8 protein-coding genes are annotated in these 12,531 nt (G+C 39.5%); 4 read left to right on the top strand and 4 right to left on the bottom strand.

Going from position 1 to position 12,531, the window contains the following annotated elements; genetic code table 11:
- Positions 1-27 precede the first annotated feature (27 nt).
- From FTU62_RS00060 to FTU62_RS00050, 3 genes are all read right to left on the bottom strand, one after another.
- Positions 28-711, bottom strand: a complete 684-nt coding sequence (locus FTU62_RS00060; RefSeq protein WP_078192711.1) for a Fe2+-dependent dioxygenase — start codon at positions 709-711, stop codon at positions 28-30.
- A 111-nt stretch (positions 712-822) separates the two neighbouring features.
- The gene (locus FTU62_RS00055) at positions 823-3,147 is read right to left on the bottom strand and encodes a TonB-dependent siderophore receptor (protein WP_180101381.1); all 2,325 of its coding nucleotides are present in this window, start codon (positions 3,145-3,147) and stop codon (positions 823-825) included.
- A 299-nt stretch (positions 3,148-3,446) separates the two neighbouring features.
- Complete coding sequence (locus tag FTU62_RS00050) at positions 3,447-5,657, bottom strand: TonB-dependent receptor domain-containing protein (RefSeq protein WP_180101379.1); 2,211 nt, start codon at positions 5,655-5,657, stop codon at positions 3,447-3,449.
- Between the two features lie 273 nt (positions 5,658-5,930).
- On the opposite strand from FTU62_RS00050, the gene tig reads away from it, so the two are divergent.
- From tig to FTU62_RS00030, 4 genes are all read left to right on the top strand, one after another.
- Positions 5,931-7,262, top strand: a complete 1,332-nt coding sequence (tig, locus tag FTU62_RS00045; protein ID WP_078192708.1) for a trigger factor — start codon at positions 5,931-5,933, stop codon at positions 7,260-7,262.
- Between the two features lie 194 nt (positions 7,263-7,456).
- Positions 7,457-8,062 (top strand): ATP-dependent Clp endopeptidase proteolytic subunit ClpP, encoded by a 606-nt coding sequence (gene clpP, locus FTU62_RS00040; RefSeq protein ID WP_078192707.1) that lies wholly within the window; start codon positions 7,457-7,459, stop codon positions 8,060-8,062.
- Between the two features lie 29 nt (positions 8,063-8,091).
- Entirely contained in the window at positions 8,092-9,402 is a 1,311-nt protein-coding gene (gene clpX / locus FTU62_RS00035; protein WP_078189661.1) for an ATP-dependent protease ATP-binding subunit ClpX, read from the top strand.
- Between the two features lie 163 nt (positions 9,403-9,565).
- On the top strand, positions 9,566-10,279 hold the full coding sequence (locus tag FTU62_RS00030) for a DUF2846 domain-containing protein (protein ID WP_180004550.1): 714 nt from the start codon (positions 9,566-9,568) through the stop codon (positions 10,277-10,279).
- Positions 10,280-10,408: 129 nt separating this feature from the next.
- Here FTU62_RS00030 and FTU62_RS00025 read toward each other — a convergent pair whose 3' ends face one another.
- Positions 10,409-11,935, bottom strand: a complete 1,527-nt coding sequence (locus FTU62_RS00025; protein WP_078189659.1) for a fumarate hydratase — start codon at positions 11,933-11,935, stop codon at positions 10,409-10,411.
- Between the last annotated feature and the right edge of the window lie 596 nt (positions 11,936-12,531).

The following is a 12,531-nucleotide window of genomic DNA, read 5'->3' as shown; positions in this document are numbered from 1 at the left end:
TTTGTCCATGTCTATTGACCTTAAGCTTTAAATTTCGGCCCATTTGCGGATAAGGTTGTGATACAGACTAGTCAACTTGACGACTTCACTATGTGCATCACCCAATTGCATACGCAAATTTTGAATGCTTTGATCGAGATTAAATAACATGTGACGCTCAGCATCTTCACGGATCATACTTTGCAACCAAAAAAATGATGCAATACGACAGCCTGCAGTCACAGGAGTAACTTCATGCACACTGGTAGATGGATACAAAATCAAATCTCCGGCAGGGAGTTTCACTTCGTGGTAGCCATAGGTGTCTTCTACCACAAGTTCACCGCCTTCATATTCTTCGGGTTCACTTAGAAAAATCGTGCAGGACAAATCGGTACGAATTTTTTGATTGCTGTCGGGCATCCAGCGAATGGCATTGTCGACATGGAAACCAAACGTTTCACCATTTTCATAGCGGTTAAAATAGGGCGGCAAAATATTGAGGGGGAGAGCCGCTGATGTAAAAAGCGCGTGTTGTGACAATTCATGCAGAATAATGTCACCTAAATGCTGTGTTAATGGATGGTCTATATCTAGCTGTTGGTTGTTTTTTACATTTTTAGACAGTGAGCCCGTAGTTTTTTGACCATTAATCCATTCTACTTTTTGCATTTCTGTGCGGAAGTAGTTGACCTGTTCTTTACTCAATACATTTGGGATATGGTGAATCACGGCCTAACCCTTTGGAACTGTAATATTAATGTTTTGATCATATACAAAAATAGCCTCGAAGCGAGGCTATTTGAGTCAATACCATAAATTATTTATGGTATTTATTTCTTCTTAGTATTTAAAGTTAACAGATAGAACTGCACTGCGGCCTTCTGCTTCAGTGGCATAGTGAGATGCGTAGGCTTTAGTGAAATAACGTTTGTCAGAAAGGTTGTTTACGTTAAGTTGTAAATCAACATTTTTGTTGACATTATAACGCGCCATGGCATCGTAGCGTACGTAGCTTGGAACCCATTTCGTATTGGTAGCATTACCAAATACTTTATCCATGTAGGTAGCGCCACCACCGATTGTGAACTGTGGAAGGACTTGGTAAGTTGTCCAAAGTGTTGCTGAGTTTTTCGCAACGTTTTGAACTTGGTTACCATTGCTTGGATTTGCAACATAGTCGTCACCGACTTTCGTGAAACCACCGTCAACTAATTCGCTGTCTAAGTAGGTATAACCTGCCATTACAGCCCACTTATCAGTTACATTACCTGTAACACCAAGTTCGATACCATCAACACGTGTTTCACCAATGTTGCTTGTAGTACCCTCTGTAGTTGTTGCACGTGTATTGGTTTTTTCTGTACGGAAAATTGCAGCAGTTAAGTTTAAACGATCGTTTAATACATCCCATTTCGTTCCTAACTCGTAAGTTTTAACCTCTTCGGGTTTAAGATTTTCGATTGCTGCAGTAATACCTTCTGAGCCATCACCACCATCAACACCGACTGGATTTGAGGATGTCGCATAGCTTGCATAGATACTGCTATTTTCAGTTGGTTTAAACGTTAAACCAGCTTGCCAGTTAATAAAGTCTTTTTCATTTTTGATTGATACTTTATCGCCAGCTTGAGCTTTAGCAGGATTTGAGGTCACATTGCTGTTGAGCGCACCATAAGTCATCGTTTGCTCTGTTGAGTAATCATCCCAACGTACACCCAAATCTAAGATCCATTGTGGGTGTAATTCAATGCTATCAAGGAAATATACTGAAGTATTTTTAGTTTCGATATTATAAAGATCTGCGCCAGCAGTACTTAAAGAGCCTGTCCAATTACCACGGTCAGGGTTTTGCACTGATGTACACCAACCATTTGCGATCGAATCTGCCGGACAAGATTGATGTGCAGAACCTGTCGAGTTTTTGCCGTCAATAATATACTGGGTACGATCTGTTTCTTGATCTGAATATTCTGCGCCCAAATTAAAACGATGTTTTAAAAAGCCTGTGTCAAATTTACCAGTTAAAGCCAGTTGATCAGTAAAGCCATCTGTATCCGCAACTCGTGAGTTTGCACGTGCCCATACATTGCCTGTTACTTGGCCTGTTGCTTTATCAAAAAAGTTACCTTTTGAGTCGTCTGGGTTTGTCCATAGATAGTCATTTTTTGATTTGCTATAAACAGCAGTATTAGTCAATGTCAAGTTGTCAGTTAAGTCATGTTCTAACTTAATTGTACCAATATGATTTTCTTGTTTTTGGAAATCACGATCTTTCCAACCGTAGTAAATGCCTTGTTTGACATCAATCGGTTTACCGTTACCGTTTAATGGGCGGTAGTCCATTTCACCAGTTTTAGGTGCGCCAAATGGATTGTTATATGGCACACCAGAATCAGGTGTATCATCCGATTTTAGATAGTAATAGCCAACAGTTGCACGAGTAGGTGTGTCTAAGCCGAAAGTAATACTAGGGGCAATACCAGCACGTTTGTATTCAGCACCATCAGCTTGACCAGCTTTCTCATTCATGTGGCCCATAACGGCAACACGTGCAGCAATCCCATTGCCAAAATCTTTGTTGCCATCAAGCGTCACACGTGCATAAGCATCTGTTCCACCAGCAACTGAACCTTCTAAAAAGTCACCTTTTTTCGCAACTTTCGAAATCATGTTGATACTGCCGCCAGAAGTACCTGCACCACCCATAGCAGAAGCTGAACCTTTGGTAACTTCTACTTGCTCTACAGCAAACATCTCACGGTTTTGAGAAGTTGAGTTACGTACACCGTCAACATACATTGAGCTTTCAGAGTTATAACCACGAATAAATGGACGGTCACCATTTGGGTTACCACCTTCACCAGCACCGAGGGTAATACCAGGTACTGTACGTAAAGCATCACTTAAAGTTGTGACTTGCGTGTCTTCAATCAGTTGTTTAGAAATCACTGATACTGATTTTGGTGTATCAAGAAGTGGAGCAACAAATTTAGCATTCGCTGATTTATCAACTTTTAAGCTTGGTGCTTTTTCAGCAGCAACTTCTTGGTTAATCGTTGGAAGTTGAGTAACTTGCTCTTGTGCGATTGCATTAACGGCAATAACAGAAAGAGAAGAAGCAATTGCTGATGAAACAATTTTCTTACGTGTTTTAATGAAGGCCATTTCGAACCCGATTTGGAATAGTGAATTTGTATGCGAATAATAATGATTCTTATTTGTTCTTACATGTTTGTGTAATTGTAAATCACGATAAATAATCATATTGTGATAGTCCTATTTAATGTAATGATATAACAAGTATTAGTTAAGGCTATGTTTTTATTTAATATTGATAAAATATATTGTTTTTTTATATTTAATTGAGATTATAAATATAGACATGATTGTGAATTAAATAAGAAGTAATCGTAATTGTTAATGCAAAAAAACCTGCCGAAGCAGGTTTTTTATTATGTGGTTATTTAGAATTTAAAGGTTGTACTTAATTGTACACGGCGGCCTTCCTGAGTATTGCTATAACGGTTGTAGTAGCTATTGGCTACTTTCTCATAATCGTTAAAGTCTTTATCAAAGACATTGTACAGAGCAACCCCAATATCCCAATTTGGGGTGACATTAAAGTTTGAACCCACATGTAATAGCGCATATTCTTTGTAGTCGCCTAAAGCGTCATACACTTGTTGATTAGCTGTTGTGAGATTGTCATAAGTTGATGTGAAGCGTGCACGTTCACTTCGATACTCACCACGCGCCCATAAATTCACAAAGTCAGCAGCTTGCCATTTAAGTGAAGCATTGACCATATGTTCTGGTGTGTCATTAAGTATAGGATTACCTAAACTACTATCTTTAATTTCAGTTTCAGTCCAAGTGTAGTTCAGACCAAATTTCCAATTGTCGGCAAATGCCCAGTTTAAACCGGCTTCAATACCATAAACTTCAGCTTCTTCGGCATTCACAGGACGAGTCACATTCCATGAATCTGGTGTGCCGCCGTTATAATCCATCACCCACGGCGTTCCCACTGATGCCATGAATGCTTCACAGTCCGCTTTAGACCAATTAATACCCGAAGTTGTTGTGTTATCAGTATTACAGCTAATTTCTTTATTGCCCGTCATAATTTTATCTTCAATTTGGCTAAAGAAAGCTGTTACGTTGAAGTCAAAATTATTATTGGTAGAAAAGTATGTACCAAGTTCAAAGTTTTTGCTGGTTTCTGGTTTTAGATTTGGGTTACCAAAAGTAGGTGTACGACCTTGACCGCTGACATTGACAACGCCATCGGTTAGTCTTTCTAAACGTGGGGCTTTATAACCCTCACTATATCCACCTTTGAATGTCCAGTTTTCATGTGCATTCCATACCAAATATGCACGTGGCGTCCAAAAGTCACCAAAGGTATCGTGGTCGTCATAACGAAGACCAAGTGTTAATGCAAGATTATCATTCAGCGACCAAGTATCTTCAGCAAATAGGCCCAATTGCTCAAAAGAAACTTCTTTTTTTACACGTAAACCATCACTGATACTGGCTTCCCACCATTGACCGCCTAGAGTAATGCGGTGGTCATCAAAATGTTGAGTGGTAAATTTAGTATCAAAAATCGTATCTTCACTTTCTAATACGCGAGGTGTAATCGCTGTTGACATTCCTTGTGCACGTGCAGGAATTAAACGTCCAACCGTTTCTGTTTGAGTATTGATAATACTTGACTCAAGTTTACCAATAGCATTATTCCAAGTATGTGCGAGGATCATTTTCTCACGATTGTATTCTTGAGCATCACCATAACCACCGTTTGCACCAAGCGTCCCTAATTGACCTTTGCTATTGTCATACCATTGTTCAGTTTTTTCATATTCAACTGAAATATCATGGTCGCTATGCGGTGTCAGGGTTAAGCGAGCACCGATAGTTTCTAGATCTGATTTAGTTGGGTTATTTCCGCCACTAAGTTCAGCGCCAGTATCATCGTCATCACTACGTATTAAATCTGATTGATCACGTTCCGCTTTACGTGCACGGATTTGTAAGCCCAATAAATCTTGAATGATTGGCCCTGTTAAAAATGCATCGACAGCGCGTTGGTTACCAAAGTCTGAGTGATTTGGCAGTACTGTCCCTTCTAACGTGACCGAACCAGTCCATTCAGGTGAAACTTTTTTGGTAATGATATTGACTACACCACCAATTGCATCAGAACCATATAAAGTAGAAGCTGGTCCGCGGATGACTTCGATGCGTTGGATAGCCGAAACAGGGGGGATAAAACTATTATTCGACTCACCAAATCCATTAGGGGCAATGTCACCTGTACTATTTTGTCGGCGGCCATCAATTAAAACCAAGGTATATTCGGCGTCCATACCACGAATACGAATATTTAATCCGCCGGTTTTCCCTGCTGTAGGGCTAATATCGACACCTTCTACATCACTTAATGCATCTGCAACGGATGTAATTCGTTTATTTTTTAAGTCTTCAGCCGTAATCACGGTAATTGAAGCAGGAGCATTCTTGATCTTTTGTTCAAAGCCCGCTGCAGAAACAACAATGGTTTCCATCTGTTGAGCTTGAGATTCAGTCGTTTCAGCATGTGCGAAACTCGTAGTAGTTACAATTGCCCCAAATAAAGCAGCGGAAAGAGGGTTGAGATTAAATTTACTCATAAAAGAATACCAAATATGGACAAGATAAATATATGAAAATAAATTAAAAAAAATATCATTAAGAATAATAGTGAGAAAGTTTCTCATTTTCAATAGTGAATTAAAAAATAATCAATATTTCTTCGAAAAAAGCTGAAAAATTCTAAAAATAAGAAGGGCATCCATGCCTGAATTTATAGTGTTATAATCCATTTTTGTATATCTTTAATTGTTGTCATATAATGTGGCACTTTTTTTTAAAACTGTTTTAACTAACAAATTATCGAGGAAGCCATGCAAGTAACTTCTGAAGCGGTTTCGGGCGTTGCCCGTCGTTTAAATGTATCTGTACCGACGAGCCGTATTAACGAGCAGTTTGAAGCTCGCTTGAAACGCACTGCCAAAACTGTGAAGATCAACGGCTTCCGTCCAGGTAAAGTACCTGTAAACGTTGTTCGTCGTGAATACGGTGCTGGTATCTATCAAGAAGTTGTAAACGACATCATTCGTGACACAGTATTCGAAGCGATCCAACAAGAAAAAATCAATGCTGTTGGTATGCCAAACATTGAAAAAACTGAAATGAAAGATGATGCTTTAGTTTATGAAGCAACTGTAGAAGTTTATCCAGAAGTTGAAGTTAAGTTCGAAGGTCTAGAAGTTGAACGTAAAACAACTTCAGTTGACGACAAAGACGTTGAGAAGATGATTGAAAATCTTCAAAAACAACGCGCTTCATGGGTTGAAACTAAAGGCATGGCTAAAAAAGACATGCAAGTAACTTTCGACTTTGAAGGTACTGTTGATGGCGAGAAGTTTGAAGGCGGCGCTGCTGAAGACTTTAAACTCGTTCTTGGTTCTGGTCGTATGATCCCTGGCTTCGAAGACGGTATCGTTGGTATGAAGAAAGGCGAAGAGAAAGTTATCGATGTAACTTTCCCTGAAGACTACCAAGCTGAAAACCTTGCTGGTAAAGCTGCTCAATTCAAAATCACTGTTAAGCTTGTTGAAAAACAAAAGCTTCCAGAAGTTGATGCTGAATTCTTAAAAATCTTCGGTCTAACTGAAGAAGAAGGCGTTGAAAAACTGAAAGCTGACGTTCGTAAAAACATGGAACGTGAAGTGAAAAATGGTCTTCGTAACCAAGTGAAAGGTGCAACTTTTGATGCGCTTGTAGCTGCAAACGAAGTAGAACTTCCAGAAGCAATGGTTGCTCAAGAAATTGACCGTCAACGTCAACAAATGATCCAACAATTCACTCAACAGTTTGGTGCTCAAGGTGCTAAAGCGTTTGATTCAAGCATGCTTCCAGATGACCTATTCAAAGAGCAAGCTGAAAAATCAGTTAAACTTGGCGTATTAGTCAGCAAAGTATTAGCTGATGCTAAAATTGAAGTTGATGCTGCACGTGTTGATGCTTACATCGAAGACATGGCTTCTTCTTACGAAGATCCTAAAGAAGTAATTGAATACTTCAACAACGATAAACAGCAACGTGCTCAAATCGAAGCTGTTATTCTAGAAGACCAAGTTGTAGATCACATCTTAGCTTCTGCTAAAGTAACTGATACAACTGTGAGCTATGAAGACTTATTGAAAGAGCAACAAGCTCGTCAACAAGGCTAATTTCTAGCTTTCAAAAAAAGGCGCATTAAGCGCCTTTTTTTATCGAAATTTGCCCCCAAATAAGTTGTCCTGATTTCACAATGCTTATGAAAAAAATATCTGTTATTTAATTGGGAATCTTTTGCAATTTCGACAAATATCCCTCATATTGTGAATTATGGGTTGAGTCAGAAAAATTTAGGAATAAATAACGTATGTATGTTCCAACAATTGAAAACGCACTAGTGCCAATGGTGGTAGAACAGTCATCTCGTGGCGAGCGTTCTTTTGATATTTATTCACGCCTTTTGCGTGAACGTGTGATTTTTTTAACCGGTGAAGTTGAAGACAACATGGCAAATTTGATTGTTGCCCAAATGTTGTTCTTAGAAGCAGAAAACCCAGATAAAGATATTCATTTATATATCAACTCACCAGGCGGTTCGGTTACTGCGGGTATGGCGATTTACGATACCATGCAATTTATTAAACCTGATGTTGTGACTTACTGCATGGGGCAAGCAGCATCGATGGGTGCATTCCTGCTTAATGCCGGTGCTAAAGGCAAACGTTACTGTCTTGAAAATGCCCGTGTCATGATTCACCAACCACTCGGTGGTTTCCGTGGTCAGGCATCTGACATTGAAATTCATGCACGTGAAATTCTATTCATCAAAGAACGTTTAAATCGTTTAATGGCAGAGCATAGTGGTCAAGACTACGAAACTGTTGCTCGAGATACTGACCGTGACAACTTTATGACAGCGCAAGCTGCGAAAGAATACGGTCTTGTGGACGAAGTTTTATCTAAACGCCCATAAGTTTTAAAGAATTAATTATTGGAGTGAATATGTCCGAACATCCTCAAGGACAAAAGCATTGTTCATTTTGCGGTAAAACGCAGTCTGAAGTCGGGAAACTGATTGCAGGTGAGGACGCGTACATCTGTAATGAGTGTGTGGACGTATGTCTTGACCTAGTTCAGACCAGTCAGCAAGTTGAATCAAATGACTGGGCAACTCGTCCTTTACCAAAACCGCATGAAATCCGTGCTGCGCTTGACCAATATGTGATTGGGCAAGATGTTGCGAAAAAGACCCTCTCTGTTGCGGTATACAACCATTATAAACGCCTAAAAGTTGGCACCAGTGGTAAAAAACCAGAAGACGGAGTAGAGATTTCGAAAAGTAACATTATGTTGGTTGGACCAACAGGTTCAGGTAAAACACTGCTTGCTCAGACACTTGCGCGTCTTTTAGATGTGCCATTTGCGATGGCAGATGCAACGACTTTAACTGAAGCAGGTTATGTGGGTGAAGACGTTGAGAACATTGTTCAAAAACTCCTTCAAAAAGCCGATTACGATGTAGAAAAAGCGCAAAAGGGCATTATCTATATCGATGAAATCGACAAAATTACCCGTAAGTCTGAAAATCCATCAATCACTCGTGATGTATCGGGTGAGGGTGTTCAGCAAGCGTTATTGAAAATGATCGAAGGTACGGTTGCGTCGATTCCGCCTCAAGGTGGTCGCAAGCATCCGCAGCAAGAATTTATCCAAATTGATACTTCAAACATCCTGTTTATCTGTGGTGGCGCATTCTCTGGTTTAGAGAAAATCGTACAGCAGCGTCAGGAAAAAGGTGGTATTGGCTTTACAGCTGAAGTGCGTAAGAAAGATGAAACTAAAAAATTATCTGACTTATTCCGCCAAGTTGAAGCGACAGATTTGGTTAAATTTGGTCTGATTCCTGAATTTATTGGTCGTTTACCTGTGATTGCTACCTTGGAAGAACTCGACGAAGAAGCATTGATGCAGATTCTGACAGAACCAAAAAATGCATTGACACGTCAGTACCAATATTTATTTGAAATGGAAAATGTTGACCTTGTATTTGAAGACTCAGCATTACGTGCCGTGGCTAAAAAAGCCCTTGACCGTAATACGGGTGCGCGTGGTCTACGTTCGATTTTAGAAAATTCATTGCTTGAAACGATGTATGATCTACCAAGTCGTTCAGATGTGGGTACGGTTGTCGTCAATGAAGCGGTGATTAATGGTGAAGCGGAACCTGAATTTAAATCAGAACGTCAACCAAAGAAAACTGAAGAAGCTGCACCGAAGTCAGATTTAAAAGTTGTGAACTCTAAATCTGCTTAAGCGCTATTCGTCTGAAACGTGTGTAAATCCAAGATTTGCACACGTTTTTTATTTCCAAAAATAAAAGCAGAATGTTAATCTCAGCAGGATGGCGTGGATGCCTGAATGTAAAAAACTGAAAACAAAAGTGTAAAAATAAAAAAAGACGCAGTGAGGGATAATCATGCGTGGAGTTGCAATTCTACTTTTAAGCAGTGTAGCGCTGCTGGGTTGTCATGGAAAATCAGCCATTGAGCAAACGTCATTGGCTTCGACATTAAAGCCTGTGGATCCTGAAAGTACACCGGGTCATATTGAGCAATATCGATTGGGTATGTTTACCATTGGTGGTTGGGTCAATCAGAAACAAGGCCGACATTTTCAAGAAGTGAAAGCTCAGCATGATCAAGCAGCGATTGTGTATTTATATCGTCCAGACAGTAAATGGAATCGTCAAGAAATTGTGGCCAGCAGCTTATTTCTGAACAGTGAGCGTATTCCAAGTTTATTGAATAATCATTATTACTGGGTGGAGTTACCAGCAGGGAATTACCGCTTATCGTCCAGTCGCCCTTTGGGGGTGAATCATTTTCAAAAACCTAAATATTTAGACTTTGATGTTGAAGCAGGTCAAACTTACTTCATTAAATATGATGAAGAGAATTTATCCAGTAAAAGAACGGTTTCAGGGCCATTGCTGCTCATGCCTGAAAAAATTGGTCGAAATGAAATCGCATTTACAGAGTTGAAATCCAACAGTTTTAACTTTGTGGCAGAAGATCAAAACACTGGAAAAGTGCGGAAAAGTGCGCAGAAGTTGAAAGCACCTCATTATGATCCTGCGGAAGATGTGCAGTTGACCAAGCCTTTTAAACTGTGGAATCCATTAACTTGGTAATGTAATTAGCTCGTGTTTTTGAGTGTGTGAAAATATTAAATAGCGAATGTCATTCGACAAACAGCCTAAATATTGACATTAAAAAAAGCACCCGATGGGGTGCTTTTTTAGATCTTGAATGTGGCGAAATTAGTTCGCAGCAGCATCAACTACTGGGATTTTACCAATTTTTGCTTGCCAGATTTTTGGTGCTGTTGCGTGAACAGAAGTACCATTTACGTCAACAGCTACAGATACAGGCATGTCTTTTACAACAAATTTGTAGATCGCTTCCATACCTAAGTCAGCGAAAGCAACCACTTCAGCTTCACGAATCGCTTTCGATACTAAGTACGCAGCACCACCGACAGCCATGAGGTAAGTTGCTTTGTTGTCTTTGATTGCTTCAACAGCAGCAGGGCCGCGATCCGCTTTACCAATCATACCGAACATGCCAGTTGCTTCAAGCACTTGACGTGTGAACTTATCCATACGTGTTGCAGTTGTTGGGCCAGCAGGACCAACGACTTCGTCACCGACTGGATCAACAGGGCCAACGTAGTAAATAAATTTACCTTTTAGGTCAACTGGAAGTTCTTCACCTTTGTTTAACATGTCAACCATACGTTTGTGCGCAGCGTCACGACCTGTATAGATTGTACCGTTAAGAAGTAGTGTGTCACCTGGTTGCCAAGAGTTCATTTCTTCTTGAGTGATGTTATCTAAGTCAACACGTTTAGACGTTGATGAATCCCAAGTCACTGCAGGGTAGTCTTCAAGGCTAGGCGCTTGAATATGCGCTACACCTGAACCGTCTAATTGGAAATGCGCATGACGAGTTGCAGCACAGTTTGGAATCATACCTACTGGTTTACCCGCAGCGTGACATGGGTAGTCTTTGATTTTGATATCAAGAACAGTGGTTAAACCGCCAAGACCTTGAGCACCAATACCTAAAGCATTTACTTTTTCGAAGATTTCGATACGAAGTTCTTCGATTTGGTTTTGTGGGCCACGACGAAGTAATTCGTCCATGTTGATTTCTTCCATCAATGCTTCTTTTGCAAGCATCATGGCTTTTTCAGCAGTACCACCAATACCGATACCGAGCATACCAGGAGGACACCAACCTGCACCCATTGTTGGAACAGTTTTAAGTACCCAATCCACGATAGAGTCAGAAGGGTTAAGCATTGCAAGTTTAGATTTGTTTTCTGAACCACCACCTTTAGCAGCAACAGTAATATCAACTTTATTACCCGGAACGAGTTTGTAGTGAATTACAGCAGGGGTGTTGTCTTTGGTATTTTTACGACCAAAAGCAGGATCAGCTAATACTGATGCACGAAGAATGTTTGAGTTTTCAAGATAACCTTGACGTACACCTTCGTTGATTGCATCGTCTAGGCTCATGGTTAAATCAAATTTAACGTCTAAGCCCACTTCAAGAAATACGTTCACAATACCCGTATCTTGACAGATAGGACGATGGCCTTCTGCACACATACGAGAGTTAATTAAAATTTGTGCAATCGCGTCTTTTGCGGCTTTGTTTTCTTCACGGTCATACGCACGGCTCATCGCTTGGATGAAGTCCTGTGGGTGATAGTAAGAAATGAACTGAAGCGCATCTTTTACCGATGTGATCAAGTCATCTTGCTTGATAATAGTTGTCATACAAATATCTCTTGAGCGGGCTGATAGCTAGCGGGCTAAATTATAAGACAAAAACACAGTTGTGTGGGTATTTCGCTTAATCTTTGGCCGAAAGTTTAATAGGGTTTAACAGTGCCATGTCTCGCTGTCATAAATGGCCTGAAAATGACGTTTTCACTGTCATATTTCATGAAATATTTGTCACAAAACTAGAGGGGAGATATGTTTTTGTTTTTTAAATTATTGAAAATTAATAATATTTATTATTTTTAAATATTTCATATTTGTCATATAACTGTCATAAAACTTTTACATAATGACGTCATTAAAGTTAGAGTGTGAATTATATGGTTACTCCAGTGTTGTCAGTTATTGGTTTTTCTCTGTTTATCGCAGCAACTTGGTTCTACGGTCAACAAGAAGATCAAGCCTAAAGCTTTATCTTCTTTTTTTTGCTTTAAATTTTATAAAAATAATATTCTTCTTCAAATCTTCAAATCTTCAAATCTTCAAATCTTCAAATCTTCAAATCTTCAAATCTTCAAATCTTCAAATCTTCAAATCTTCAAATCTTCAAATCTTCAAATCTTCAAATCTTCAAATCTTCAAATCTTCAA

It is taken from the genome of Acinetobacter sp. YH12126 (genome assembly GCF_013418745.1).
Lineage (GTDB): Bacteria > Pseudomonadota > Gammaproteobacteria > Pseudomonadales > Moraxellaceae > Acinetobacter > Acinetobacter amyesii.
The sequence above is the reverse complement of the archived record's forward strand: the minus strand, read 5'-3'. Positions and strand labels throughout refer to the sequence as shown.

Coding starts and splice junctions, on each gene's coding strand:
- tig (WP_078192708.1), top strand. CDS start 5,931: ATGCAAGTAACTTCTGAAGCGGTTTCGGGCGTTGCCCGTCGTTTAAAT.
- FTU62_RS00050 (WP_180101379.1), bottom strand. CDS start 5,657: ATGAGTAAATTTAATCTCAACCCTCTTTCCGCTGCTTTATTTGGGGCA.
- clpP (WP_078192707.1), top strand. CDS start 7,457: ATGTATGTTCCAACAATTGAAAACGCACTAGTGCCAATGGTGGTAGAA.
- clpX (WP_078189661.1), top strand. CDS start 8,092: ATGTCCGAACATCCTCAAGGACAAAAGCATTGTTCATTTTGCGGTAAA.
- FTU62_RS00055 (WP_180101381.1), bottom strand. CDS start 3,147: ATGGCCTTCATTAAAACACGTAAGAAAATTGTTTCATCAGCAATTGCT.
- FTU62_RS00030 (WP_180004550.1), top strand. CDS start 9,566: ATGCGTGGAGTTGCAATTCTACTTTTAAGCAGTGTAGCGCTGCTGGGT.
- FTU62_RS00025 (WP_078189659.1), bottom strand. CDS start 11,935: ATGACAACTATTATCAAGCAAGATGACTTGATCACATCGGTAAAAGAT.